This window comes from Acidobacteriota bacterium (assembly GCA_016700075.1).
In the GTDB taxonomy this organism is placed as follows: domain Bacteria; phylum Acidobacteriota; class Blastocatellia; order Pyrinomonadales; family Pyrinomonadaceae; genus OLB17.
Genome location: CP065000.1, coordinates 1,015,641 through 1,040,973 on the forward strand (window position 1 = coordinate 1,015,641; position 25,333 = coordinate 1,040,973).

Here is a 25,333-nt window from a genome sequence, read left to right on the forward strand (position 1 = left end):
CGTGCTTCTAGCCGAAAAGCGACCGTACAAAAGCCCTGATGTTAAGGCCTTCGTCAGGATCGACACCTGACGAAGCCCCAAAACGACGATCGGTCAAGGCCTGCCGGCTCATTTCGTCGCGGAGTTTTGCACGCTGCTGCTCGATAGCCATTTTCTCTTTTTCACGGGCGCGGTCCATACCGCCTGCACGTATGAATTCGATGATCGCGGGCAGCTCGTCCGCATCGAACCACACGCCGTGATCGCGGCAGACGTCCACTATAACGCCCGACGAACGCGCAAAATTCTTGCGGTTCATCAACTCGCCGCAGTCCGGACACGGGACATAATTTACCTTTGTCATGATCTGCGGGCGGACGCCGCGTGCGTCGAGAAATGAAAAGATCGCTGCTTGGCGTTCGCGTTCGGCGCAGACGTTCTCAAAATCGGCGGTCATCATCCACATGCCATCGCACTTCGTACAGCCGCGAAAGCTGGTATCGCCGATCGAGAGCGTTTCGAGGCGCACCTTGCATCGCGGACATTCGGTCTTGTCGCCGTCGGGCGAGATGCCGACCGGAGCCGCGATGGCGCCGCAATGGCCGCAGAATCGACTTCCGACAAACATCAGCCCAAAGCATTTCGGGCATGCGACCGTTTTCAGCCGCGTTTTGCAAAATGTGCATTGCGAGGCGTCGCTATCGACTCCCGCACCACAGTTTGGGCAATTTAAGGCTTCGACTCCCATCTTTCCTCCGTTTCTATCGCAAGCCGCATTACCTCACGCGGTGCTTCCCTTTTCAACCACATTTCGTACTGCAGAATTCCCTGCTCCAATAACATCTCTCTTCCGCCAATGATGTCAATTTCCGTATCGCGTGCCTCAGCGATCAACGGAGTATCTTTTGTGATCAGGTCATACACGCATCTTACACCCGAGATCTGATCAGCGGAAAGCAATATCTCACCGTTCATGCCGACAGGCGTTGCATTTACTACGACGTCAAATCCCTCTAAGGAGACGTTCCGGTCGATCGGCATGATGGTGTTGGAAAAACTCTCAAATGCGGCGGTTGCCCCAGCGACATCGCGAGCAAAGACTACCGTCTCTGCCCCTGACCGCTGAAGAGCGTAAACGCATGCCCGTGCCGCCCCGCCCGCACCGATCACGGCAAAACGCATGCCCGCGATATCGCCGTACCGCGACAAAAGCGGAGCGACAAAGCCCGCGGCATCAGTGTTTCGGCCAATGAGTTTACCATCGGCGAACTCAACAGTATTCACAGCACCGATTGCTCGCGCGGCGGCGTCAATGCCGTCGAGCAGCGGCATTACAGCAAGTTTATGCGGCATTGTGACGGCAAATCCTCGAAAATTGAGACCGACCTCACGCGTATCAGTTAGAACCATCCGACGAAAGAATGCCTCGATATCCTTAACCTGAAACTGCACAAAGACGGCGTCGTCGCCATTCGCCGCAAATGCCGCATTGTGCATCGCAGGCGACAGCGACGACGAAACAGGATCGCCGATGACGCCGAATACGGCAGTATTTGGCGTAATTTCCTTTATTCGATATCTAACGGTTAACTCAGAAAATGAAAATTGTCCTGGAGCAGTGGCAGTGCCATTATCGTAAGCGGCGTAGGCAATCGGTGCACCGAACGCGGGGCCGAGAATGCGTGTCCACTTCCCGGCTTCGCCCATTGCGATCGCCACCACACCGATGCCTTTATCTATTGCGTGACCGAACAATTTCCACAGCGCCAATGTGTACGCGGCGTCATCGACGGTGCAGGCGATCTTTATAATATTTGGGCTGAAAGAGGCGAGACGGTCGAATGTTGCCGAAATATCAATAGGAACGCCGGAATGATCGTGAAACGAGACGATCTTTTTCTTGGCCTCGAGCGATATGTGGGCGATATCTTCTTCTAGGTCACAGGCGAAATAACCTTGTAGTTTGTTAAAAAACGTGATGCGATCTTCGCGAGATAATTCGGCACGGCCGCCCTCTGCTCTCGGACGAAGGGTTGCGATGACCTTTGATCGAATTGAGTTTTCGGATAACAGCCGGACCAATTCGTTGCGTTCGCTCTGCGGAAGATAATCGAACCTGACCTCGAAAAGGTCAGCCTCAGAAGACGCTTCAAGCCTTAGCAGAACCGCAGCGGCGGTCGCTTCGCCGATCGAAACGCATATCTTCACGCGCCCCTCACAGCCATTCCCTTCTTGTCCATCACGAAACTTATGGACATGATCAGCGACACAATGACGCACAGCGCAGCAGCGACAACAACTGCAGTGTTACCGCTTTGTTTCACGGCGATGGCCGTCGCCGCCCACGCGATGGCGAGCGGATACAGAAAATTGCGGAACGCGAACCGCACAAAAACTGCCATCGTGGTGGCTGCCAACAGGCATGCGACCGCGATAAGGTTCCACGTCAGCGATGACAGCTCGGCACCGCTCGCTTTGATCACGATCGATAGATTTACCAGCGTAGCCGCCGTGAGCCAGCCTGCGTAAAGCCCGAAGGTTCCGCGCGCGATCAGCGTGTCCGCGGGCGAATCGGTATTTCGAAACATCACCGCGATCGAAAGCGCCGTCAGGAACAGCGCCGCTATCACGATCAAACAGGCGACCAGCATTTCCTGATGCCAGAGCCACAGCCACAAGGCATTGAGAAAACAGCTCAAAAGATAAAGCGGCCTGACGCGGCGATAGCGAACACAGTCGAGCTTGAAAAGCTGATATATCGAAAACGCGATCAAACCCGCGTAGATCAGGCTCCATATCGCAAAGGCATACCCCGCCGGTGTCAAAACCGTTGGATATTTATCCGAGATGACAGCGGTATCGATATTATTCAACCGGCCGGTCGTCGCGAGATAATTGACCCAAAGAACAACGGTCGTCGCGATGACCACGATGTAAGACTGGATCTTGACTGCGAGCATACTATTTTCCCGATCTCATGCGCTTGTACACAAATTTTGCTTCTCTAAAACTTCCGTCGCCGGACCTCATTGCAAGAAATAGGTCCATCACATCGCCCCGCGGTTCAAAAGTAAGCCCGTTGAAGTAATATCTCTTGCTGTCCTTCTTAATGAAAGGAAAATCTACGGTCTTGTCTTTTTCTTCCCAGCCGACGAGATCGGGGGCGAAATGTTTCAGCCGCATTACAAGGCTGCCGTTTCGCTCTTCGAGGACCATGAATTCATAGAATGAGAGTTTCCCTTCGCTAAAAAGCCGAAACATTCCCATCATCACTCCGTTCTGCGGCTCGCTCCAGATCTCTTCGATGGATCCGCCCAAGCCCGTGCCGGACCAGGTGCCGGCGAGCCACTTAAGATCTGTGATAGTCGCGGCGGCTCCGGCGGACCCTTCATCGAGTTTCAGAGTGTTTGCCGTCTGTTTCGATTGAGCCGAAGCAGAAACCACAGCTGAAAATAGCAAGAAAAGTGAAAAATAGATCTTCATAACGAAACTCAGTTAGCCTCCGCCATCGGAAGTTCTATTACACTATCATCGTCGCCCGGGCCGAGTGATTTCGTGACCGGACGGATAGCCGTTTCGATAGGCTTAAGCGTCGGGATGTTCTCTTTTGCCAGCGTCCCGCTAATCTTCTTGATGGTCTCAAGCTGCGTGATGAACCGCGATTCCAGCGAACCCACGGCTTGATTGTAACTGTTAACTGCACGGCCCAGGTTCGTCCCGACGCTCGCGAAATGGTCAAGAAGCGTCGTTGTGCGTTTGTAAAGTTCGATGCCCGCATCACGCATTTCATAGATGCTTTCTGCCATGCGCTCCTGCTGCCACAGGAATCCGACCGTTCGCAGCATTGTTATCAGCGTCGATGGCGTTGCGAGGACAATTTGGTTATTGATGCCGTCCTCGATCAGTTTTGGATCGGCCATCAGAGCCGCACCGAATGACGATTCGATCTGCATATACATCACAACGAAATCGACCGTGTCAGGCAGTTGCTCCCAATAGGATTTTTTGCTCAGATCGCCGAGGTGTTTGCGCACGGCTTTTGCGTGTTCGCCAAGCTCGCGGACCCTTTCGTCATCATGCTCCGTCTCAAAAGCACGCATATACGCTGCCAGCGGGACCTTTGAATCCAATATCAGCCGCCTGCCCCCGGGCAGCGAGATGATCATGTCGGGGCGGAGCTTTCCTTCGTCGGTCGCCAGGCTTGTCTGCTCCTGAAAATCGCAGTACGGCGACAAACCGGCGACCTCAACAACGCGCCGCAGGCTGATCTCGCCGTATTTCCCGCGGACATGCGATGTTTTCAGTGCGCCGACTAGCTGTTTTGTGCCCTCGCCTAGTTCGTTCGTCGTGCTCTTGATGGCATCGAGCAAGGTGCGCATCTCAACGTAAGCACCTTCGCGTTTTAGCTCGATCTCGCCGAGCTTTTTGTCGAACTGCGACAGCGAATCGCCGAGCGGTTTGACGAGGTGCTCGATCGCCTGTTTTCGCTTTTCAAGTTCAGCGGCAGATTCTTTCGTCTGGCTTTCGAGCGTTTGTTTAGCCATTTCGAGAAACGACGAATTATTTCTGCGAAGTGCCTCGGAAGACAGTGATTCAAACGCTTCACGCAGCTTTTCGTTCGCCTCGACGATGAATTTCTTCTGCTCTTCGATGGCTTTTACCGCCTCATTATATTTTGCGTTCAGATCCGCGTTAGAGGTCTTTAATTGAACGGCCTGTTCGCTCAGACGGCGTATCTCGGTTTCCAGTTCGGCCGTTCGCAAACCGGTCTTTTCGACCGCCTCCTGCATTTCCGCGAGCTCCGTCTCAGCTTTCGTTTTGGCCCGCTCGGTCTCGATCAGCCTCTCCTGCTGACGTGCGTCCCTTTCCGCGAGTTGCTTGATCTGCGATTCTGTATCCGCAATTCGGCTGCGTGCGGCAGCGGCCTCAGCCTCGAATCTCGCTGCATCGCTCATCGCCGCGGCGGCACGACGTGCAGCGATCAAATACCCGACGGCTCCGCCGACGATGAGGCCGCCGATCAACGCAGCAATTGCAATGTAAAGTGGATTCTCCATGAGCAGATCGCCTTTTCTTTGATCAAATCATAGCTTACATCATCAGCGTGGCTTTATTAATCCCGCCGCCGTGTCTATCCTATTTCGAGAGTATATGAAATCCGTGACCATCGTATGCGACGGATCGAGCCTAGGCAACGGCAGCGGGAAAGCGCGCGCCGCAGCGGTGGCAATACTCGGCTACAAGGGATATTGGAAAGCGTTCGGCGAGTATCTCGGCGATGCTACGAACCAGCAGGCTGAGATCGCCGCCGCCGCTATCGGGCTTGAAAAGCTGAAAGGCCCGGCAAAGGTCCGCCTACTGTCTGATTCAAGGTATGTCGTGGAAACGATGACGGGTAATTTTAGGAAAAAGACCAACCACGACTGGTGGCGGCGTCTTGACGCGGCAGCGGCTCCGCACAAGATCACCTGGGAATGGACAAAAGGCCATGACGGCCACGAACTGCAGGAGAAAGCCGACCTGTTGGCACGCAAAACGGCTAAACTTGGACATATAGACGAAGTGCTTTTCGATGAAACCGCTGCGGACATCGGCGTAACTGAATTGTGAACGCGAAAGCCATTTCCGCATCTAATTATCATTTCGCCCGGCTGTCGATCGCGGCCACTGACCGACCTTGAACTTTGGATTTCGCACATTCTTGCTGATAGCCGCTTTCGCCGGCATTACGGTCACAGCTGCCGGGCAGACTCGCGGCGGCTCAGGCTGGGCTTGGCAAAACCCACTGCCCCAAGGCAATCCGCTTTATTCGATACATTTTGCGGATGATAAACTGCACGGATTTGCGGTCGGCTCAGACAATACCATTTTAGGCACACAGGACGGCGGTTTTACATGGACCAGACGGGCGGCCCCCGTTGACACGACACTTTCAGATGTCTTTGTTCGAGATGCAAAGAACGCATTTGCTGTCGGCGTCCGCGGCACGATACTAAATACGACGAATGGCGGCAAGGCATGGAAACGTGTCCCAACGCCGGCACGCGACCATTTCTCGAGTATCGAATTCACAGGCGTTGACAAGAGGATCGGCTGGGCCGCCGGCACTTATGGACGCGTGCTTCTCTCGACCGACGGCGGTTTGACCTGGAACGATGCGGGCCCAAAAACCGGCGAAAATCTCCTCAACATCGCCGCCCGCGGCGATTCGGCTGTCGCTGTTGGCACCAACGGATTTGTCGCCGTAACACATGACCGCGGCGAAACCTGGTCAACCGCATTTCCGTGCGGTAATTCGTTGATCACGGACGCGGCCATATTAAGCGACAGCGAAATTGTCGTTGTCGGCTACTCGGGCTGTGTCGGGCGAAGTGCGGACGGGGGCGCCGCATGGTCAGGAGTCAATATTTTCAGCCAAGCAGATCTGCTCTCGGTTTCATTCGCCGATGAAAGCTACGGTGTCATCGCCGACGCGAACGGCCTCATTTGGATCTCAGGCGACGCCGGACGCAGTTGGTTGCCCATAAGCGTTCGCACGAATCCGCGGCTCATTTCCGTCCATTTGGCGGACAGAATTTCCGGATGGGCAGTTGGCGAGAACGGCCTCATCATTCGCACCAGTGACGGCGGCTTCGGCTGGCAGCGTTTGAGTGAAGGAGGCCGCGAAGATGTGAACGAGCTTTTCTTCACCGACAATGAGACCGGAACCGCGGTCGGTTCTCGAGGGCGAATTTGGATCACGAACGACGGCGGCAACGCCTGGCTGCCGGTTTTTTCCGACACCGACCGCGGACTGAACTCGGTCTATTTCGCGAATGGCGAGCGCGGTTGGATCGTGGGTGACCGCGGCACCGTGCTCCGAACGAACAACGGCGGAGCAAGTTGGGGCAAGGGAGTTTCAAACATCACCGAGGACCTTTCGGCAGTGTTTTTTGTTAACGAGAAACTCGGCTGGGCGGTTGGCGAAGGCGGGATGGTCATTCGATCTGAATCTGCGGGCGCGTATTGGGAGCAATTCGAATCGGGCACACGGCAATGGCTTGAAGCGGTTCAGTTTATTGATGAAAAACGCGGTATGGCCGTCGGCGGCGGCGGAACGATAATTCGAACTGACGACGGAGGTTTAAAATGGTCAACCGTGAAAACAAACATCCGCGAAAATCTCTACTCTCTCAGTTTTTATGACGAGCGCCATGGTTTCGCGGTCGGCTCTGCGGGCGTAGTGCTCTACACTTCGGACGGCGGCGAAACCTGGCAGGACAGAGAATCTTCGATCGCGGTGAATCTGTTCGCCGTACAAGCATTCGGCCGCGGTTCCGCCGTCGCAGTAGGCGAACAGGGAGCCGTCATGATAACGGAAGATGCCGGAACAACGTGGCAGATCCAGCCCAACATAACCGGCAAACTCCTTCAGGCGGTGGTTTACAGAGGCGGAAAGAACGTCTGGGTAGCGGGCCGCGGAGGGACGATATTAAGGCGAACCGACGCTCTTTCGCCGAAAACCATCAGTCTGCCTCGCAACATTCCGATCTTGCGGCCTTCAACGAGAACGCGGCCGCAGCGGCGGGTACCGCTGATCACGATCACGGATGACGGAGATATTCCACCGGCAACGCCCACCAGGCCTTAGGCTCGGGAAACAACAACAGAGATCCATTCTCCCGACTCGTAAACACTAAATTCGTCTGCGCCAAACCTTTTCAGCTCCGCTTCAATAGATGATCGCTGTTCCGCCAGAATGCCCGACAAGATCAGCACCTTTTTTGAAGCACTCAACAGCAAGGGCAATATGGGCAGGATCACATCGAGTGTAAGGTTTGCCGCGACAACATCTGCAGCCGGAGTATCGTGTGTGACTGAGCCTTCGGAGATATCTATCTGATCTGCGACACCATTCAGCTCACAGTTCTCGACGGCTATCGCCACGGAATCCGTATCAGTGTCGCATGCTCGGATCGGCGTCGCGCCGAGCTTTGCGGCAGCGATCGACAGAATTCCCGTCCCCGTCCCTACATCGAGAAATGACGTGTTATTTGAAACATGTTCACCGATCGCCTCCAAGCAGAGTTTCGTCGTATCATGCGTACCAGTACCGAACGCCATGCCCGGATCGATGCGGATGACGATCGCATCAGCCTCGTGTTGGTCAAACCACGTTGGAGCAATTATGAAGCGCCCCGCGGCCACAGGCTGCCAATGCCGTTTCCACTCGGCAAGCCAATCCTGCTCCGCGACGGCTCGGATCGCGACACCTGCAGCCTCATTGCGTGAGATTCCGTATATCAGGAGTTCGTTTTCGACCGCTTCCCGGATCGCATCTGCATCGGGCTCTTCATCAAAATACCCTGTTACGATCACGGAATCCGCCGATCCGCGCCCGAGCAGGTCGATCTCTGTTCCGGATGCCCCGCATTCAGATAGAGCGGACTCGGCCGCTTCGGCACTTTCGGCAGAAACACGAACGTCTGCGGCAAACCAGCTTTTCATTCGACCACTCCGACCTCATTCAATGACCTCGGCTGATTTCGCCAGTCGCCGACGACCTTAACGAAAAGCTTCAGATAAACCTTTGTCCCTAAAAGCCTCTCAATATCTTCGCGTGCCTTTGTGCCGACGTCCCGCAGCCTCGCTCCCTGCTTTCCGATAATTATCTTCTTCTGAGACGGCCTCTCGACGTAGATAACGCAATAGATCCGCGTGAGTCCCGGCTCCGTCTCATCGAAAACCTCTGTGGCTACCGCGGTTACATAAGGTATTTCGTCACCTGTAGTGAGCAATATCTTTTCCCTCACCATTTCAGCGACGATATTGCGGAGCGGCTGATCCGTGAGTTCGTCATCTGTGAAAATGGGCTCTCCCGCCGGAAGGTTTTGGAGGATCGATCCCGTAAGAACGTCGAGTTCCTGATCTTTAAGGGCCGAGATCGGGATCACTTCCTTAAAATCGTATTCCTTGCGGTAAAGATCAATGAGAGGCAGCAGCAGGCCTCTCTCGCGAAGTTTATCGACCTTGTTCAATACCAGTATCGCGGGCCGCTCGGATCGTTTGACGAGATCTAAAACGAACCGGTCGCCGTTACCTGTTGAAACAGTGGCATCCCGCATCAGGACAATGAGGTCCACGGTCTGTATCGCATCATGAACGGCGGCCATCATCCGCCTGTTCAGAAGAAACCCCGGCTTGTGAATGCCGGGCGTATCGATGAAGACCATCTGTCCTCCGGGCCGGTTCACAACACCCTTTATTCGATATCTCGTTGTCTGCGGCTTATTTGAGACAGCGGCGATCTTTTCGCCGACCAATCGGTTCAGGAGTGTGGATTTGCCCGCATTCGGCCGCCCGATAAGCGCAACATAGCCGCTGCGAAAGTCATCATTCGACATCGTCTAAACAGTAACAAACTATCGTGATCAAAACTAAGCGGCCTTACTGCTGGCGCAGCAAACGCTGCTTTGCGGCAATTGCGTCGCGGAACGCACCGCCTGCCACGTCGTCTAATTTTATGGCCTCATCATATAGCCGCATGGCATAGCCGTTGTCATTGAAATGTTCGTAGATCCTTCCCAAGGCTACGTATGTCAGAGAAAGCAGCGCACGGTCGGTCGCCGCTGTGGCTGTCCGAATTACATTGCTGTATGCAACTTGTGCTTCGAGCAGCTTCGCCTCCTGCTGTTCGGGGTCCTCGATGGTTGCGGCCGCCAATGCCGCGACACGGCCGATGTTGTAAAAGACACGCGGATCGTTGGGGTTATCAGTCGAAAGTTTCTTCAACTCGCTCGCCGCTTTTGCAAGGTCTCGGGAATCAATGAGCTTCTGTATGTCAAGCAATTTCGACGTGACGGGGTTTTCCGATACTGTGCCGCGTTCATTGGTCGCACGCCGCAATTCACGGGCGGCAATTGCCCTTTGGCGAGCTTCGGACGAAGCCAAAACTCGGCCAGTTTCCTTGATAGGATCGAACGCCGCGATCATCTCGCGGAGCGAATTCGCAATATCAAAACCCGATTCTTCAACGCCTTTCAGCTGCTCTGCGAAAAAGAATGAAAGCACAGCGCCACGCTGATAGTCTTCCCAAAGCCGAAGTGCCGATTCATCGGCGAGAGACGACTTGAATCGGTCGAGTTCAGCGACCACAGCTCTCTTTTCCTCGTCTGTCTTGAGTTCTGCGATGCTCTCCCTCGAACGGGCAGTTGCAAGCGCGACATGTTCGAACTCGCCATTTCTGACGTCAACAGCGGCAACGAGCGACCTCGTCATAGTGAGGAAGATGTCCGGTGAGATATTGGTATCGGTTTTCCTAAGGTCCTCCAGCAGCGGCCGAGCCCATTCGCGGATCGGCCCCACTTCCTTTGCATTTGTAAAAACTATCGGGTCGAGGACGAACTGCAGAAATGCACGGCGTGCCTCCGAAAAACGCATGTCGGTGTCCGGCGGCACGACCACATAATAATCGTCTCGAATATTCAAAAAGACGATGTTCCCTTTTGAGGCAAGTTTCTCGGGAACGATGTAGAATCGCCGATCCGAGGACTTCAACTCGGTCTTTCTGATGGTCGTGTTAGGGCGGCCTTTTGCTTTCTGTGTTTCAACATTGACGCGCTCAACGACGGAAAGCTGCGGCCTGGTGTTCAAATACTCCAGCAACTCGCTGACCATCGCCCGCGATGAAGGACGAAGAAGCGGATCGGTATCGGTCAGATAAGTTTTGGCGTAGTCTTCGAGCTTTGAGCTGATCGATGATCGACGGTAGAATTCGCGGACAAGCGGGGCGAAATCAAGCACGTCGAGCAGCCGGCCCGGCAGGTCGTTCGTTATCACCGGATCAGCAAGTTCCGGCACCGGAGTAAGTGCGTACGCCATAGAGACGAACGGCGACACTATCTCGGCGTCAGACATCTGCGGATTTCGCCTCTTGTAATTCTGAACGAACAACGATATACGTCTCCGAAGATCCTCGTTCAATCCTGCGTTGTCGGCTAGGAGCTGCTCACGAAATCGCTCGCCTTTTTCGGTGAGCGGCGTATTGATCAGCTTTTGATCCCGGCCGTCCGCAGTTCGAGCCGATGCCATTTCCAACGTTGCGAGGACGACTATTAGGCGTTTGTCTGGCTGTATGCGGACACCGTAATTTGAAAGGTCAAAACCCGAGCCCGGCGCCTGGGCGACGGCAGCAACTGACGACAATAAAAACAGGACCGGCAAGAAAGCTTTACGCATAGATCACACAAGAATCTCAAGAATAGTGGATGAATTCTATTCGTTGCAAGATGCACGCCGAACTGCCGGCCCGCAGATAAGCTCTTGAAAAGATAGAAAGGGCGGGTGCCTATCGCTAAGCACCCGCCCAAACAGAGAGAATCAAATACCTCGAGCTTTAGTCAAAGCTGCTGAGTGCCGAGGCCTCATCATCGAACGTATCAAAAACGGTGAGCAATTTGGTGATCGCAAGCAGATCTTGGATCTTCTGCGTCAGGTGGAGAAGTTTGAGCGTGCCGCCCTCCTTCTTGACCGCCGTAAAGCTGGAAACGAGTTCTCCAATGCCGCTCGAATCAATGTAGCCGACATTTCCGAGGTTCAGGACGATCTTGTTCTTTCCGTCACCCAAGAGTTTTCGAATAGCATTGCGAAGTGCCACACTGCCCTCGCCAATGGTTACTTTTCCTGACAGGTCGAGGATCGTTACATCGCCCGCCTGGCGTTCCGAGATCGTGATATCAGACATTTTTATCTCCTAAAGGTTTATCGAATTTAATGCTAAAACGTGATTTTAGACGATAGTTCACAGCAAAGTCCATTTGAGACCGCAAATTTAACTTCCTTTTCTCATTCTGACTATGACGCCGCCGTCTTCGGCATCTTCCCACTCGACCATATCCATGAACGAACGCATGAAAAGAATGCCCCTGCCGCTGGCCTTGAGCAAATTTTCCGGGTCGGTCGGGTCAGGAATTTCCTCCGGTGAAAAACCGGACCCGTGATCCCTCACCAGAATTTCAACATTGCCGTCCGATGCCGAGAGTGTAAGGTCGACGTTCTTGTTCTCGTCAAATTTGTTGCCGTGCTTGACGGCGTTCGCTATCGATTCGCGGACCGCCAGATCGATGGCATACGCAAACTCATCTCCGTGACCGCATTCCTTGACAAAAACAGCGGCGATCTCGGCGGCGGTATCCACCGACTCGATCCGGCTCGGTAATGAGGTCATTTGCTGTCGCACAATACGTTGCAAACAAGTTAGCGATTTAATCTGCCGACTGTCAAGACAACCGGTACGGAATCATTCTATGATTTAAACAATGCGAGTGCTTCCTGCAAAACGCCTCGAAGGCAGCATAACGGTTCCCGGCGATAAGTCTATATCTCATCGGGCGGCGATGATCGCCGCGATGGCCGAGGGAACTACAGTGATACGGAATTACGCATCGGGCCGTGACTGTGCCTCGACATTGAAATGCCTTTGGGAGCTTGGTGTTCCGATCGAGGTTTCGGGCACTACCGTAACTATCACCGGCGTCGGCAAGCAAGGGTTTCAAAAGCCGATCGGCCCGCTCGACTGCGGCAACAGCGGAACGACACTGCGTCTGCTGGCAGGAATACTTGCGGGCCAGAGTTTCGAGTCAGTATTGACCGGCGACGAGTCGCTTAAGAAGCGGCCGATGAACAGGATAATCGCGCCTCTCGCCCGGATGAAGGCAATGCTGTTGTCGCCATTCAATACTGCTCCGCTCAAAATGCGCAGCCGACTCCCGCTGAGAGCCATAGAATATACACCCGACGTCGCGTCGGCACAGGTGAAATCGTGCATCATGCTGGCCGGCCTCAATGCCGAAGGCTCGACCCGCGTCATCGAACCGATCCCGACACGTGACCATACCGAACGGATGCTCGAATGGTTCGGAGCTGATCTGAATAGCTTGGGCGGATCGAAGCTGACCGCAAGGAACGTGGACATTCCCGGCGACATATCATCGGCAGCATTCTTTATCGCGGCCGCCGGCTGTCTGCCTGGATCGCGTCTCGGGATAAAGAACGTAGGCATAAATCCGACAAGAACTGAATTTCTGAATGTTCTGCGAGAGATCGGCGTAAAAATAGACATCGAGAAATTAACAACCAAAGGACCTGAGCCGTTAGGTAATATCACCGTTACTGCTCCGGAAAAATTGAGCGGGAAGATCCACATCTCAGGATCAAAGGTCGGAGCACTAATAGACGAGATACCGATATTGGCGGTCGCCGGCACGCAGGTCGAGGGCGGTATAGAGGTGCGCGATGCAGGCGAGCTTCGCAAAAAAGAATGTGACCGTATCTCTGCGATCGTCGAGAATCTCACTTGGCTGAAAGCGATACCGGTGGAATATTCGGACGGCTTCAGCGTCGAACGAACCCGTCTGCGGGGTCAATACGCCAGATCTTTCGGTGACCATCGTATTGCGATGGCCTTCGCGGTAGCCGCTTTGCTCGCTGAAAACAGCGTCCTAGTCCAGAACGCAGAATGTGTCGATATCTCGTACCCCGGTTTTTTCGATATACTGGAGTCGGTAACCAAAAGATAAGAGATGAGAAAAGGGACAAAAATAGCTCTTACGGGCTTTATGGGTGTTGGAAAATCCAGCGTCGCACGTCATTTGTCGCGTCTCATCAAAACAAAACATATTGACCTCGATCATTTTATTGAGCAGGAGGAGCAGCAAAAGATCGTCGCTCTGATCGACACCATGGGTGTCGACTATTACCGAAAACTTGAGACCGAATGCCTATCCAAGCTTCTTGCCTCAAATAACCCTCGCATTATTTCACTCGGCGGCGGCGCCTGGACGACACAATTGAATCGCAAAATGCTCAAAGATCACGGCTATACATCGGTTTGGCTCGAGGCTACGTTCGAACACTGCTGGCTGAACATAACCTATTCGCACAAGGAGCGTCCGCTGGCTCGGGACAAAGAAAATGCAAGAAAGCTCTTTGACGAACGACAGTCAGTTTACTGCCTGGCCGATTGGCATTTTGTAATTAGGCCGGGACATACTTCGTTCGATGTGGCAAAGAATATAGCGGACGAAATTTTTGGTTAATTTTCATCAAGGCAGGATTGCTAAATCATCCGAACTACAAGAAAATATCGGTATTGAATTAACTGCGGCCTTTGCGGCCGGATCAGATAGGTTCTGATCAACCAAGAGCTGATTCAAAAGGCCCGGCTTCCGGATCTCGGAACTCGCGGCCGAGATTTAATTAGTCTTTTCTGGATACGGAGGAATTTATGAAACTTAAAGTTTTGACAATCACGATGCTTGCAGCGGCCCTCTTTTTGAGTGCTTGCGGCAAGAGCGATGCAGATGTTACAAAGGCCGCTACTGATAAGCTTGCCGCTGAAAAAGTAACGGGCGTAACGGTTACGGTCAAGGACGGAGTTGCCACGCTGACCGGCGAAGTCGCGGATGCGACCGTCAAGAGCAAAGCAGAAGCTGCGGTCAAGGGTGTTGAGGGCGTTAAGAGCGTTACGAACAGCGTCACACTCAAGCCGCTTCCGACTCCGCCGCCTGTCGCAGACGACAAGATGCTCGAAGGCACCATTAATGAAGGCCTAAAGAAGGCCGGTATTGAGGGCGTGAAGATCGAGGTCAAGGACGGCGAGGTCACTTTCTCAGGGAAGGTCGACAAAGATAAGGTGATGAAGGTCCAAGAGGTCATCGCCGATGCCAAACCGAAGAAGATGGTAAACAACCTCAACAAATAAGGACACGGAGGTAGAAAATTATGTCATTACAGGAAAAATACGTTTCTCTGCTCGAGTTGGCCAACGCGAACGGCACCACCTATGAATTGAGCGAGGTCGACGGCGTGCTTCACATCACCGGTTCTGCTCCCAGTTCTGAGGCAAAGGCTGAGCTATGGGCAGAATATGAAAGGCTCGACCCGGACTTTCAGTCGAACGATCTCGTTTTGAGCATCTCGGCTGCAGACGCTGCCGGCGGCGGTGCGAACACTTATACTGTCGTTTCCGGCGACAATCTGAGCAAGATCGCGGCCAAATATGGCATCACATGGAAAGAGATCTTCGACGCAAATCGCGACATTCTCAGCAACCCTGACCTTATTCATCCGGGCCAGGAACTGAAGATCCCGTCCTAAGGTTTGACCTAAGTCAATACGAAAGCCCGTCCGAACTTTCGGTCGGGCTTTTTTGTGTCTGCGCGATTTGGTAGATTCTCGTTAGTGTCTCTTGTTACGGATTTCATTGTTGTTGGCAGCGGCGTCGCCGGATTACGTGCAGCTATCGAACTCGCCCAAACAGGTGCAAATGTCACCGTCCTGACAAAGGACAAAGCCAGCGAATCGAATACCGAATATGCCCAGGGCGGCGTTGCAGTTGTCCTGTCCGAGGACGATTCGGCGAATCTGCATGAGGGCGACACACTTGTCGCCGGCGCAGGGCTCTGCGATGAACAAGCCGTCGAGATCTTGGTATCGGAGGGGACACGTTATATACGGGAGCTGATCGATTGGGGAACGGAATTTGATCGTGACGGCGGTTCGCTGATCTTTACACGCGAAGCAGCTCACTCAAGGAACCGCATCCTTCACGCTCACGGCGACGCTACCGGAGCCGAATTCGTCCGCTCTTTGATCGCGCGTGCGGGCCGTGAAAAAAGCATCAATCTGCTTGCTTTCGCAAATACGGACGGGCTCTTGGTCAGTGACGGCCGCTGCGTAGGTGTACGCTATCTCGATCCGATACTGCGTGCACCTAAAGAAGTTTACGCCAAGGCCGTCATCATGTGTACAGGCGGAGCCGGCCAGCTTTATCAGCACACCACCAATCCTGACGTGGCAACCGGCGACGGTATGGCAATGGCATATCTGGCCGGCGCCGAAATGGCCGATATGGAGTTCGTTCAATTCCACCCGACTGCGCTGAGTCTGCCGAATGCGCCGCGTTTTTTATTGTCGGAGGCTATGCGAGGCGAAGGCGGCGTCCTGCGAAACATAAATGGCGACCGTTTCATGCAGCGATACGACGAAAGGCTCGAACTCGCCCCGCGTGACATCGTTTCGCGTTCGATCGTTGCCGAAATGCGGCGAACCGGCTCGCGTCACGTATATCTGGATATGACAGCATTCGACGGAGAATTCCTCCGTGAACGCTTTCCGAAAATTAACGAGGTCTGCCTGAGATTTGGCCTGAACATGGCAGAGGCCATGCTGCCCGTCTCGCCCGCATCGCATTACTGCATGGGCGGTATCCGGACCGACCTTTGGGGACGCAGTACCCTTCCCGGCCTTTACGCTGCAGGCGAGGTCTCGTGCACCGGTGTTCACGGAGCCAATCGGCTAGCGTCAAATTCGCTGCTCGAAGGGCTCGTTTTCGGAGCTCGTGCGGGAGCAGCAGCATTGGAAGATTCCAAAGGCCTTGCGGTCGGCATCCCTGATCGTCCGACCGCCAAACGCACGATGATCCCGTCTCGCTCCGCTATATCTATAGCTGTAAAAAAGCGCGTCAAGCGAATAATGTGGGAACGCGTCGGCATATTGCGGGACAAAGCATCCATACAGCGGGCCCTCACCGAATTGGATCAGATCGCAGCCGGACGTATCGACCGTGCATCGCGTAATTTCGTCACGCTTGCCGCGCTTGTTTCCCGAGGAGCACTTTGGCGTGAAGAATCGCGAGGTGGTCATTACAGAACGGATTTTCCGGAAACAGACGATCGATTTCGTGTTCATTCCATACAATCGATCGGTTCGGACATCGGATCCGCCCGTCGTATAGATCTCAGTCGAGATCGCTGACATTTTGCGGCGTCCGTATTTCATAACAATCCGTCGAATAACCCTTACAGCGCCGTCCGTTTTCGTTTATACTGATGTTTCCAGTTTAACTCTCTTTTCGAGGTGTCCTGAACGCAGAAGAATCGTTTATGAACAGCAATGTAACTACGCTTAATCTCGCTTCCATCGTCTCGCATCATGCCCGCCTTGCGCCGCAAAAAGAAGCGGTAGTGTTCGGCGATACGCGTTTCACCTACGGTCAGATTGAGGCGATGACGAATAAGGTCGCCAATGCGTTGACTAAAATGGGCATTGGCCACGGTGACAAGGTCGCCTTGAACTGCCCCAACCTGCCGTATTTCCCGATCGTGTATTACGGCATCATGAAAACCGGTGCCGCGGTGGTTCCGCTTTGCGTGTTGTTCAAAGCCCGCGAGATCGAATATCAGCTCCGCGATTCGGATGCGAAGGCCGTTTTTGTATTCGAAGGGACCGACGAACTGCCGATGGGTGCCGAGACGAAAGAGGCATTCGATAAGGTCGATTCCTGCGAACATCTCGTCGTGATGACGAAAGAGCTTACGTCGCCCTCGCCGATCGAAGGCCATCGGACGCTGGCGCAGGTCATCGGTGCGGAATCAGACAAATACGATATCTTCCCGACCGCGCCTGACGACACGTGCGCGATCCTTTACACGTCGGGCACGACCGGAATGCCGAAAGGAGCTGAGTTGACGCACCTCAATCTCTGGTCAAACGTCGTGACGACATACAGCATTCACTTGCCGATGCTGGATTTCACCGACGGTGAGCAAAAAACAGTTCTGATCACGCTGCCGCTTTTCCATACGACCGGGCAGACGGTTCAGATGAATACCAACATCTACGGCGGCAACCGCGTCGTCCTGCTGCCGAGGTTCGATGCAAAAACCACGCTCGACACCATGGTCGCTGAAAAGGTGAATTTCTGGGTCGGCGTACCGACGATGTATTGGGCATTGCTGCGTTATGCCGAAGAGACCGGATACGACATTTCCGGCGTGAAAGAGAACATGAAGGTCTGCACCTCCGGCGGAGCTCCGATGCCGGTCGAGGTTATGCGGGAATTCACTGAAAAATTCGGCGTCCGCGTGCTCGAAGGCTACGGCCTGAGCGAAACATCACCGCTTGCCACGTTCAATCATTTTGAGAAGCCTTCAAAACCGGGAACGGTCGGTCAGCCGATCTTCGGTGTCGATGTAAGGTGCGTTGACGAAAATGGTAACGAAGTTCCGAGAGGCGAACGAGGCGAGGTCGTAATTCGCGGTACCAACGTGATGAAGGGCTACTACAAACGCCCCGACGCGACTGCCGAAGCATTTCGCAACGGCTGGTTCCATACAGGCGATATCGGCATCATGGACGAAGAAGGTTATCTCGCGATCGTTGACCGCAAGAAAGATATGATCCTTCGCGGCGGCTACAACGTTTATCCGCGCGAGCTTGAGGAAGTGATCATGACCCATCCGGCCGTTTCTATGGTTGCCGTGCTCGGTGTGCCAGATGAAAAGATGGGCGAAGAGGTGAAAGCATTCCTTGTACTGAAAGAAGGCGCATCGCTGAATCATTTCGATTTCATCGACTGGTGCCGCGAGCAGTTCGCCGCAAATAAATATCCGCGATATGTCGAATTTCGCGACAGCCTGCCTATCGGCAATACGGGCAAGATCTCGAAACTCGCTCTACGCGAAGAGATGGCGTCGCATTCGCACAATTGATACCAATTGAATTTGCGGCCGCCGATGAATTACACCGCCTGCCTCTGATATCATCGAATTAGCGAATTATGCGTTTGTCGGTATTAGCAAAGGTTTCGGCGGTGTTTCTTTTATCTGTAGCGGTGCTCGCAGCATGTAATGCCGGCGGTGCGGCCAACTATTCGATCAAAGAGAGCCGCGACTACGAAGCGTCAATGTTCCGGCAGAATTGTGCGATCTGTCACGGCCCTGAAGCCGAAGGCAGAACCCTCGCCGATGGCCGCGTCATCCCGAATCTGCGCGTCGGCCCTCACAAATACGCGACCGACGAACAGATATATCAGCACATCTCTGAAGGCGGCAACGGAATGGTGCCGTTTCGCGGGCAATTGAGCGACCGTGAGATAAAGATGCTCGTCAAGTTCGTCCAGGAGAAATTGCGGAAATGAAAGTTCTCATTACAGGTGCGTCGGGCCTGATCGGCAAGGCACTGCAAAGGTCGTTTGAAGAAAAAGGCTGGGAAATGCTGCTTGCGTCGCGCAGCGAACCGAAGGATGACAAGCACATTAAGTGGACGGTCGAGGAAGGTTTTTCCGACCCCGAACGGCTTGAAGGCATCGATGCAGTTGTCCATTTGGCAGGCGAAAGCGTGAATGGCCTTCGATGGACCGACGAAAAGAAAAAGGCAATTCGCGACAGCCGAGTAGTAGGCACACGTAACCTGGTCGATGCCATTTCAAAACTAAACGAGAAACCTAAGGTTTTTGTCGCATCGTCGGCTATCGGTTTTTATGGCGAACGCGGTGATGAGGAGATGACCGAACCCAGTTCCGCCGGAACAGGATTTCTACCGGATGTTTCCAAAGAGTGGGAATCCGAATCCCGCCGTGCCGAAGATGCCGGCATCCGCACCGTTCTGCTAAGAACAGGGATCGTGCTCTCAAAGGATGGCGGCGCGCTCGGGACGATGCTGACGCCATTCAAATTTGGCGTCGGCGGCGTGGTCGGCAGCGGAAAACAGTGGATGAGTTGGATATCTCTTGACGATCAGGTAGCGATCATCAATTTCGTCATCGAGAACGAGAACATTCGCGGTGCCGTGAACGCCGTCAGTCCGAATCCCGCGACGAATGAAGAGTTCACGAAAACGCTGGGAGATGTCCTCTATCGCCCGACGATCTTGCCTCTGCCGGAATTTGCCGTGTCGATGATGTTCGGCGAGATGGGCGATGCGCTGCTACTCGCCAGTACAAAGGTCCTGCCGAAGCGCCTGCTGGACGCGGGTTTCGAATTCAAATACCCCGACCTGAAACCGGCAATAGAGAGTGCTGTGAAATAGGGTCCCATCTGATAACTCACCGCTTCACGGCACCAACACGATCTTGCCGTTGCCTTTTTGTTCGATGACGTCGTGATGGGCTTGGGCCGCGTCGGCGAGAGGGAATGTACGTGTGATGACCGGTTGCAGATAGCCGGCGGAGGCGCCTTCGGCAATAGCCGTGTGGATCTTGTTGAGATCCGACTGCGGTGCATTGAATAGCGACATTCCGTAAACGGAGGCGTCTTTGGTCATGGCAAGACGCGGCGTAAATTCGAGCGAACCTCGGCTGCCGACGACGACGATCCGGCCGAACATCGCCAGCATCTCGAAATCGCGTTCGAGATTTACATTCGCCAGCATCTCGATGATCACATCAGCTCCACCGACTGTAAATTCCTTGATCTGAGCAAAATGTTCAGGATCGGCGTGATCGAAACCTGCAATGGCACCGTTTTCGACGATCAGATCTTGCCCTTCCGAGCTGCTCGCCGTGCCTATCGCCTGAGCACCAACTCTATTCGCCCACTGCAACGCCGCCAGGCCGACTCCGCCCGAAGCCCCATGAATAATGACGGTCTCGCCGGCGCCCAATTTTGCCTTCTGAAACAATGCACGATAGGCGGTCGCATAAGGCGTCCAAATACCGGCCCCCTGCTCAAAGGAAATATTGTCAGGCAGTATTCCTAGGTGAGTTTCGTCGCAGAGTGAATATTCAGCGTATGTGCCCGAGATCGATCCCGCAGTATAAACTCGGTCGCCCGGTTTGAATCGCGAGACCGCTTCACCGACCGATTCGACAACTCCCGCGGCGTCTTTGCCCGGCGTGTACGGCAGTTTAGGTTTGACCGCGTGGATTCCCGAACGAATGTACGTATCGACGGGATTCACGCCGGCCGCGTGAACTCGCACCAGAACTTGCGTTCCCATCGGCCGCGGTGTGTCGATCTCCTCAAACCTCAAAACCTCGGGCCCGCCGAATTCGCTGACTAGAATGGCTTTCATTTGTCTTCCTGCCCGCGAATCACACGAAAAACACGAAAGATCTCGTACTTTTCGCGTCCTTCGTGTATTTTTCGGGACGATCTCTATTCCACAGTTACCGATTTCGCCAGATTTCGCGGCTGATCGACGTCGCAGCCTCGGCGTACGGCGATGTGATACGACAACAACTGCAGCGGTACGATAGACAGGACGGGACTGAGCAAGTCGCTGGTTTCCGGCACCTCTATGACGTGGTCGGAGACCTTTGAGCTCATCGTATCGCCCTCGGTCAGGACGCTGATAATGATGCCGTCACGCGATTTGACCTCGACAATATTCGAGTGCGTTTTCTCGTAACGGATCTCGCTCGCGGCGTTGCCGTTTTCTTTCGTATTAACGATCACGACCGGCAGTTTTTCGTCGATCAGTGCGTTCGGGCCGTGCTTCATCTCGCCCGCCGGATAGCCTTCGGCGTGGATGTAGCTGATCTCTTTCAACTTTAACGCACCTTCGAGAGCGACGGGGAAATTGATGCCGCGGCCGAGATACAGGAAATCCTGCACGCGGAAAAGGTCTTTTGTGAGTTCCTCGATCGAGTCGGCCTCGTTCAAAAGCTGTTCGATCTTCAGCGGCAGCTCGGCGAGATCCTGTGCGAGTTTCTTTGCGTTCTCTTCCTCGATCTCACCTCGGAGCTGACCGAGATACATCGCGAATAGATACAACGCGATCATCTGCGACGTAAAAGCCTTTGTCGAAGCAACGCCGATCTCAGGTCCCGCGTGCGTCAGTATCGTTCCGTCAGCCTCGCGGGTGATCATCGAGCCCTGAACGTTGCAGATCGCGAGCACCTTACAGCCCGCATTTTTTGCCTCGCGCATTGCGGCGATGGTGTCTGCAGTCTCGCCGGACTGCGAGATGACGATCAGCAGATCGTTCTCACGCAGAACGGGATCTCGGTAACGGAATTCCGACGCGTAATCGACATCTACGGGAACACGAGCGAGAGCCTCGATCATATAACGCCCTGCGATGCCGGCATGCCACGAAGTACCGCAGGCCGCGATCTTTATTGATGCGATCGAGCGGAATTCCTCTTCGGAAATGTCCATCTCATCGAGATAGACCTTTCCGGTATCGAGCGAAACCCTGCCCTGAACCGTATCGCGGACGGCACGCGGCTGCTCGTATATCTCCTTGAGCATGAAGTGCTTGAAGCCGCCTTTTTCCGCCATGATCGGATCCCAAGTGATCCGCTGCTGCTGCGGTTCGACGATATTTCCGTCGAAATCCGTCACACGGACGGCGTCTTTCGTCAGCACGGCGATCTCTCGGTCGCCGAGGAAAAATACATCGCGCGTGTGAACAAGGATAGGCGGCACGTCGGACGCAACGAAAAACTCTCCATCTCCCAAGCCGATCACTACCGGCGGACCTTCGCGGACAGCGATGATCGTGTCGGGCTCGTCCTTTGAGATGATCGCCAGAGCAAAAATACCGCGCAATTCGGCGACTGTCTTCCTCACGGCGAGTTCCAGCGAAAGGCCCTCTTTGTCGATGTAGCTGCCGATCAGATGGGCGACGACCTCAGTATCTGTCTCGGTCTTGAATTCGTGGCCCTCGTCCGCCAAGCGTTCTTTCAGAGTTAGGTAATTTTCGATGATGCCGTTGTGAACTACGACGACATTGCCCGACTTGTCCCGATGCGGATGAGCATTTTCTTCCGTCGGACGGCCGTGGGTCGCCCAGCGTGTGTGGCCGATGCCGTAATTTCCGTCGAGTGGGCACAGGCGTATGACTTCTTCGAGGTTTCGCAGCTTACCTTCTGCACGGCGAAGCTCCAAATTTTTGGCATCATCAACGACTGCGATACCCGCAGAATCGTATCCACGATATTCCAGCTTTCTGAGGCCGTCGATGATCAAAGGCACAACTTGTTTATTTCCAACGTATCCGACAATTCCGCACATACGGTATTTATAAGTCCTTTATTTATATTACTTTTCGGTTAGATCCTTTATCGAGCGAGCGGGAGCTCCGACGGCGAGCTTGTTTGGCTGAATATCCTTTGTAACCACACTTCCCGCTCCCGTCACCGCTCCGTCGCCGACGGTTATGGGGGCCACAAGCATCGTATCGGAGCCGATCTTTACGTTGTCGCCGATATGGGTCTCGTGTTTGTTTTTGCCGTCGTAATTACACGTAATGGTGCCGGCGCCGATGTTGGTGTTTTCGCCGATGGTAGCGTCGCCGAGATAGGTAAGGTGGCTGGCCTTTGAGCGTTTGCCGAGTTTGGTCTTCTTAAGCTCGACGAAATTCCCGACCTTCGCACCTTCCTCCATTACGGCGTGTCCGCGAAGATGTGCTATCGGCCCGACGGTGCAGCCGTTGCCGATCGTAGAATCTGTGACAAACGAATTATCTCGTATCTCAACATTGTCACCGATCACCGAATTCACGATTCGTACGCCGGGTCGAATAATGCAGTTTTCTCCGATAATGGTGTTGCCTTCGATGGTTACGTTCTGATAAATGACCGTGTCGCGGCCGATCTCTGCACGAGAGCTGATGTACGCCGCCTTGGGATCGAGCAGCGTAACGCCGCTTTCCATCAATCGCCGGTTAGCCTGCTTTCGTGTCTTCTTCTCCATTTTCGCGAGTTGTCGGCGTTCGTTGACGCCTTCGACCTCACTGGCGTCGGGGCATTCAAAAACCGCAACGGCCTCGCCGTCTGCACGCAGAATTCCGGGCACATCGGTTAGATAATACTCGCCTTGAGCATTCTCATTTCCAACCCGTGAAAGGGCATCGAAGAGTTTCACCGTATCAAAACAGTAGATACCTGAGTTGATCTCTTTTATTTTCTTTTCGTCGTCGCTTGCGTCCTTCTGCTCGACAACGCGTTCGAACAGGCCATCTTCACCACGCATCACACGCCCGTAACCTGTTGGGTCTTTGAGCTTTACGGATAAGATCGTGCATGCGGCCGCGGCCTCGAGATGGCCGTCTATCATCGCCTGCAGAGTCTCGGCCTTCATCTGCGGAACATCACCCGAAAGCACGACTGTCGTCGAGTTTCTGCCTTCGAGAATTTGCCTCGCAGCGTTTACGGCGTCGCCCGTACCGAGCTGTTTTTCCTGCAGAGCGAATTCGACGCCGGCATCGGGGAATTCATTCTTTACAGCTTTTTCAACCTCATCCGCCTGATGACCGACGATAACAACGACCTTCGAGGGCTCGAGTTTCAATGCGGCACTGACGACGTGATTGACGAGCGGCATCCCGTCCAGATGATGCAGCACTTTTGCGCGCGAGGACCTCATTCGGGTCCCGAGCCCCGCGGCCATTATTAGAATGTCGAGATCGTTACTCAATTTCGAATTCGCCTCCGACGCAAAAAAACTCCGATTGCCTTGCTACTTCCTGCTCTTATGAGCAAATGTTGCAGTATCAAGACTTACGTCCCGCTTCGCCTGCAGTGCGCACAAAAGAAGAACCTGTGCCAGCTTTTCCGGGTTATGGCGGACCTTGTCGCCATCGTCCAACAGATTACCATAAACTATCTCAGCGTCCTCGATGGTCTCTGGTGAGATGGAACCGTGCATACCGATCTGTTCGGCACCCTCAACGTCGTATTTTCGACGCTGCTCCTCCGAGATCGGGCGATCGTTCACGACAACATGGTCAAATCTGATCTGCGGTGCATATTCCCAGACCTTTTCGAGATGGGCACGAGCGGTGAAACCGTCCGTTTCGCCGGGCTGCGTCATCAGATTGCAGACAAAGATTTTCGTAGCATTTGACGCCGCGATCGCGTCGGCGACGCCTTCGACCAGGATCGGCGGCAGTAAACTGGTGAAAAGCGACCCCGGGCCGATCGTGATGATGTCAGCTTTCTCAATGGCGTCCAGAGCAGCGGGCATAGGCTGACACGACGAGGGCTCCAGAAATAACCGCTTCAGCGAATGGCCGAGTTTAGAGATGTTTGTCTCACCGCGGACGATACTGCCGTCATCAAGTTCCGCTGCCAGCCGCACATCGGCGACCGTTGCAGGATAAATGTGTCCTTTGCTCGCAAGAATTTCGCTCGATAGCCGCACAGCCTCAGCAAAATCGCCTGTTATCTCGGACATCGCTGCAAGAAAAAGATTCCCGAAGCTGTGACCGCCCAGGTCGCCGTCACCGCGAAAGCGATGCTGAAACAACTTCGAAAGCAGATGCGAATCCTCGCTCAACGCGACCATGCAGTTGCGGATATCGCCGGGCGGCAGCATTTGCAGCTCGTCGCGCAAACGGCCCGAACTTCCGCCGTCGTCAGAGACTGCAACAATAGCCGAAAGATCATCCAGCCAAAACGGCTCCGTTTCTCCCGCGTGAACAAAGCGTTTAAGTCCCGACAGAAGCGTAGAAAGGCCGTTGCCGCCGCCAATTGCGACAAACCTCAGCCCTCCTGAGCTGTCGGAAAAGATATGGTGCTTCATCAGCTGAAAGAAACTTGTCGGAAAGGCGTACAACTCAACAAAACTCGAGTTACACGGTCAGAGGC

General features: G+C 54.1%; 24 protein-coding genes. 10 read left to right on the top strand and 14 right to left on the bottom strand.

Annotated elements, in window-relative coordinates:
* Positions 1 to 7 precede the first annotated feature (7 nt).
* The 5 genes from IPM50_04605 to rmuC are packed head-to-tail and all read right to left on the bottom strand — an operon-like array spanning position 8 to position 5,036.
* The gene (locus IPM50_04605) at positions 8 to 727 is read right to left on the bottom strand and encodes a zf-TFIIB domain-containing protein (protein QQS33863.1); all 720 of its coding nucleotides are present in this window, start codon (positions 725 to 727) and stop codon (positions 8 to 10) included.
* Positions 709 to 2,187, bottom strand: a complete 1,479-nt coding sequence (aroE, locus tag IPM50_04610; protein QQS33864.1) for a shikimate dehydrogenase — start codon at positions 2,185 to 2,187, stop codon at positions 709 to 711. Before aroE ends, IPM50_04605 begins: the two co-directional genes overlap by 19 nt.
* Entirely contained in the window at positions 2,184 to 2,939 is a 756-nt protein-coding gene (locus IPM50_04615; protein QQS33865.1) for a tryptophan-rich sensory protein, read from the bottom strand. The genes aroE and IPM50_04615 overlap by 4 nt, the downstream gene beginning before the upstream one ends.
* A 1-nt stretch (position 2,940) precedes the next feature.
* Entirely contained in the window at positions 2,941 to 3,462 is a 522-nt protein-coding gene (locus tag IPM50_04620) for a hypothetical protein (GenBank protein QQS33866.1), read from the bottom strand.
* An 8-nt stretch (positions 3,463 to 3,470) separates the two neighbouring features.
* Positions 3,471 to 5,036 carry a DNA recombination protein RmuC gene (gene rmuC / locus IPM50_04625; protein QQS33867.1) on the bottom strand — a complete coding sequence of 522 codons (1,566 nt, stop codon included), beginning with the start codon at positions 5,034 to 5,036 and terminating at the stop codon, positions 3,471 to 3,473.
* A gap of 94 nt (positions 5,037 to 5,130) precedes the next feature.
* Between rmuC and IPM50_04630 the strand changes: the two genes are divergently transcribed.
* Complete coding sequence (locus IPM50_04630) at positions 5,131 to 5,589, top strand: ribonuclease HI (GenBank protein ID QQS33868.1); 459 nt, start codon at positions 5,131 to 5,133, stop codon at positions 5,587 to 5,589.
* Positions 5,590 to 5,656: 67 nt separating this feature from the next.
* Entirely contained in the window at positions 5,657 to 7,609 is a 1,953-nt protein-coding gene (locus tag IPM50_04635) for a hypothetical protein (GenBank protein QQS33869.1), read from the top strand.
* Here the strand turns inward: IPM50_04635 and prmA are convergent.
* From prmA to IPM50_04660, 5 genes are all read right to left on the bottom strand, one after another.
* Positions 7,606 to 8,466: a 50S ribosomal protein L11 methyltransferase gene (gene prmA, locus IPM50_04640; GenBank protein QQS33870.1), complete on the bottom strand. Its 861-nt coding sequence runs from the start codon at positions 8,464 to 8,466 to the stop codon at positions 7,606 to 7,608. The genes IPM50_04635 and prmA overlap by 4 nt on opposite strands.
* Positions 8,463 to 9,362 (bottom strand): GTPase Era, encoded by a 900-nt coding sequence (gene era, locus IPM50_04645; GenBank protein ID QQS33871.1) that lies wholly within the window; start codon positions 9,360 to 9,362, stop codon positions 8,463 to 8,465. The genes prmA and era overlap by 4 nt, the downstream gene beginning before the upstream one ends.
* 43 nt (positions 9,363 to 9,405) lie before the next feature.
* Complete coding sequence (locus tag IPM50_04650) at positions 9,406 to 11,196, bottom strand: hypothetical protein (protein ID QQS33872.1); 1,791 nt, start codon at positions 11,194 to 11,196, stop codon at positions 9,406 to 9,408.
* 157 nt (positions 11,197 to 11,353) lie between these two features.
* Positions 11,354 to 11,701, bottom strand: coding sequence for an STAS domain-containing protein (locus IPM50_04655; GenBank protein ID QQS33873.1), 348 nt, complete (start codon positions 11,699 to 11,701; stop codon positions 11,354 to 11,356).
* Positions 11,702 to 11,788: 87 nt separating this feature from the next.
* A complete protein-coding gene (locus IPM50_04660) occupies positions 11,789 to 12,184 on the bottom strand; it encodes an ATP-binding protein (protein ID QQS33874.1) in 396 nt (131 codons plus the stop codon).
* 91 nt (positions 12,185 to 12,275) lie between these two features.
* On the opposite strand from IPM50_04660, the gene aroA reads away from it, so the two are divergent.
* From aroA to IPM50_04700, 8 genes are all read left to right on the top strand, one after another.
* Positions 12,276 to 13,535: a 3-phosphoshikimate 1-carboxyvinyltransferase gene (aroA, locus tag IPM50_04665; GenBank protein ID QQS33875.1), complete on the top strand. Its 1,260-nt coding sequence runs from the start codon at positions 12,276 to 12,278 to the stop codon at positions 13,533 to 13,535.
* Positions 13,536 to 13,538: 3 nt separating this feature from the next.
* Positions 13,539 to 14,054, top strand: coding sequence for a hypothetical protein (locus IPM50_04670; GenBank protein ID QQS33876.1), 516 nt, complete (start codon positions 13,539 to 13,541; stop codon positions 14,052 to 14,054).
* 188 nt (positions 14,055 to 14,242) lie between these two features.
* Positions 14,243 to 14,719 (top strand): BON domain-containing protein, encoded by a 477-nt coding sequence (locus IPM50_04675; GenBank protein ID QQS33877.1) that lies wholly within the window; start codon positions 14,243 to 14,245, stop codon positions 14,717 to 14,719.
* Positions 14,720 to 14,739: 20 nt separating this feature from the next.
* Positions 14,740 to 15,114 (top strand): LysM peptidoglycan-binding domain-containing protein, encoded by a 375-nt coding sequence (locus tag IPM50_04680; protein ID QQS33878.1) that lies wholly within the window; start codon positions 14,740 to 14,742, stop codon positions 15,112 to 15,114.
* A gap of 54 nt (positions 15,115 to 15,168) precedes the next feature.
* Complete coding sequence (gene nadB / locus IPM50_04685) at positions 15,169 to 16,773, top strand: L-aspartate oxidase (protein ID QQS33879.1); 1,605 nt, start codon at positions 15,169 to 15,171, stop codon at positions 16,771 to 16,773.
* A gap of 128 nt (positions 16,774 to 16,901) precedes the next feature.
* Positions 16,902 to 18,509, top strand: a complete 1,608-nt coding sequence (locus IPM50_04690) for a long-chain fatty acid--CoA ligase (protein QQS33880.1) — start codon at positions 16,902 to 16,904, stop codon at positions 18,507 to 18,509.
* A 68-nt stretch (positions 18,510 to 18,577) separates the two neighbouring features.
* Positions 18,578 to 18,937 (top strand): cytochrome c, encoded by a 360-nt coding sequence (locus tag IPM50_04695; GenBank protein ID QQS33881.1) that lies wholly within the window; start codon positions 18,578 to 18,580, stop codon positions 18,935 to 18,937.
* On the top strand, positions 18,934 to 19,827 hold the full coding sequence (locus IPM50_04700) for a TIGR01777 family protein (protein ID QQS33882.1): 894 nt from the start codon (positions 18,934 to 18,936) through the stop codon (positions 19,825 to 19,827). Before IPM50_04695 ends, IPM50_04700 begins: the two co-directional genes overlap by 4 nt.
* Before the next feature lie 24 nt (positions 19,828 to 19,851).
* On the opposite strand, the gene IPM50_04705 is transcribed toward IPM50_04700, so the two are convergent.
* The 4 genes from IPM50_04705 to IPM50_04720 all read right to left on the bottom strand — a co-directional run bounded on the left by IPM50_04705 (position 19,852) and on the right by IPM50_04720 (position 25,268).
* Positions 19,852 to 20,811: an NADPH:quinone reductase gene (locus IPM50_04705; GenBank protein QQS33883.1), complete on the bottom strand. Its 960-nt coding sequence runs from the start codon at positions 20,809 to 20,811 to the stop codon at positions 19,852 to 19,854.
* A gap of 83 nt (positions 20,812 to 20,894) precedes the next feature.
* Positions 20,895 to 22,757 (bottom strand): glutamine--fructose-6-phosphate transaminase (isomerizing), encoded by a 1,863-nt coding sequence (glmS, locus tag IPM50_04710; GenBank protein ID QQS33884.1) that lies wholly within the window; start codon positions 22,755 to 22,757, stop codon positions 20,895 to 20,897.
* A gap of 27 nt (positions 22,758 to 22,784) precedes the next feature.
* Positions 22,785 to 24,161: a bifunctional UDP-N-acetylglucosamine diphosphorylase/glucosamine-1-phosphate N-acetyltransferase GlmU gene (glmU, locus tag IPM50_04715; GenBank protein ID QQS33885.1), complete on the bottom strand. Its 1,377-nt coding sequence runs from the start codon at positions 24,159 to 24,161 to the stop codon at positions 22,785 to 22,787.
* A gap of 42 nt (positions 24,162 to 24,203) precedes the next feature.
* Complete coding sequence (locus tag IPM50_04720; GenBank protein ID QQS33886.1) at positions 24,204 to 25,268, bottom strand: YvcK family protein; 1,065 nt, start codon at positions 25,266 to 25,268, stop codon at positions 24,204 to 24,206.
* Between the last annotated feature and the right edge of the window lie 65 nt (positions 25,269 to 25,333).

What these genes read in the sequence shown, in the direction of transcription:
- IPM50_04650 (QQS33872.1), bottom strand. Translation starts at nt 11,196, where the DNA reads ATGCGTAAAGCTTTCTTGCCGGTCCTGTTTTTATTGTCGTCAGTTGCT.
- IPM50_04700 (QQS33882.1), top strand. Translation starts at nt 18,934, where the DNA reads ATGAAAGTTCTCATTACAGGTGCGTCGGGCCTGATCGGCAAGGCACTG.
- IPM50_04615 (QQS33865.1), bottom strand. Translation starts at nt 2,939, where the DNA reads ATGCTCGCAGTCAAGATCCAGTCTTACATCGTGGTCATCGCGACGACC.
- prmA (QQS33870.1), bottom strand. Translation starts at nt 8,466, where the DNA reads ATGAAAAGCTGGTTTGCCGCAGACGTTCGTGTTTCTGCCGAAAGTGCC.
- IPM50_04655 (QQS33873.1), bottom strand. Translation starts at nt 11,701, where the DNA reads ATGTCTGATATCACGATCTCGGAACGCCAGGCGGGCGATGTAACGATC.
- IPM50_04630 (QQS33868.1), top strand. Translation starts at nt 5,131, where the DNA reads ATGAAATCCGTGACCATCGTATGCGACGGATCGAGCCTAGGCAACGGC.
- IPM50_04720 (QQS33886.1), bottom strand. Translation starts at nt 25,268, where the DNA reads ATGAAGCACCATATCTTTTCCGACAGCTCAGGAGGGCTGAGGTTTGTC.
- IPM50_04675 (QQS33877.1), top strand. Translation starts at nt 14,243, where the DNA reads ATGAAACTTAAAGTTTTGACAATCACGATGCTTGCAGCGGCCCTCTTT.
- rmuC (QQS33867.1), bottom strand. Translation starts at nt 5,036, where the DNA reads ATGGAGAATCCACTTTACATTGCAATTGCTGCGTTGATCGGCGGCCTC.
- IPM50_04705 (QQS33883.1), bottom strand. Translation starts at nt 20,811, where the DNA reads ATGAAAGCCATTCTAGTCAGCGAATTCGGCGGGCCCGAGGTTTTGAGG.
- IPM50_04620 (QQS33866.1), bottom strand. Translation starts at nt 3,462, where the DNA reads ATGAAGATCTATTTTTCACTTTTCTTGCTATTTTCAGCTGTGGTTTCT.
- IPM50_04690 (QQS33880.1), top strand. Translation starts at nt 16,902, where the DNA reads ATGAACAGCAATGTAACTACGCTTAATCTCGCTTCCATCGTCTCGCAT.
- aroA (QQS33875.1), top strand. Translation starts at nt 12,276, where the DNA reads ATGCGAGTGCTTCCTGCAAAACGCCTCGAAGGCAGCATAACGGTTCCC.
- IPM50_04695 (QQS33881.1), top strand. Translation starts at nt 18,578, where the DNA reads ATGCGTTTGTCGGTATTAGCAAAGGTTTCGGCGGTGTTTCTTTTATCT.
- glmS (QQS33884.1), bottom strand. Translation starts at nt 22,757, where the DNA reads ATGTGCGGAATTGTCGGATACGTTGGAAATAAACAAGTTGTGCCTTTG.
- IPM50_04680 (QQS33878.1), top strand. Translation starts at nt 14,740, where the DNA reads ATGTCATTACAGGAAAAATACGTTTCTCTGCTCGAGTTGGCCAACGCG.
- IPM50_04605 (QQS33863.1), bottom strand. Translation starts at nt 727, where the DNA reads ATGGGAGTCGAAGCCTTAAATTGCCCAAACTGTGGTGCGGGAGTCGAT.
- IPM50_04670 (QQS33876.1), top strand. Translation starts at nt 13,539, where the DNA reads ATGAGAAAAGGGACAAAAATAGCTCTTACGGGCTTTATGGGTGTTGGA.
- IPM50_04660 (QQS33874.1), bottom strand. Translation starts at nt 12,184, where the DNA reads ATGACCTCATTACCGAGCCGGATCGAGTCGGTGGATACCGCCGCCGAG.
- era (QQS33871.1), bottom strand. Translation starts at nt 9,362, where the DNA reads ATGTCGAATGATGACTTTCGCAGCGGCTATGTTGCGCTTATCGGGCGG.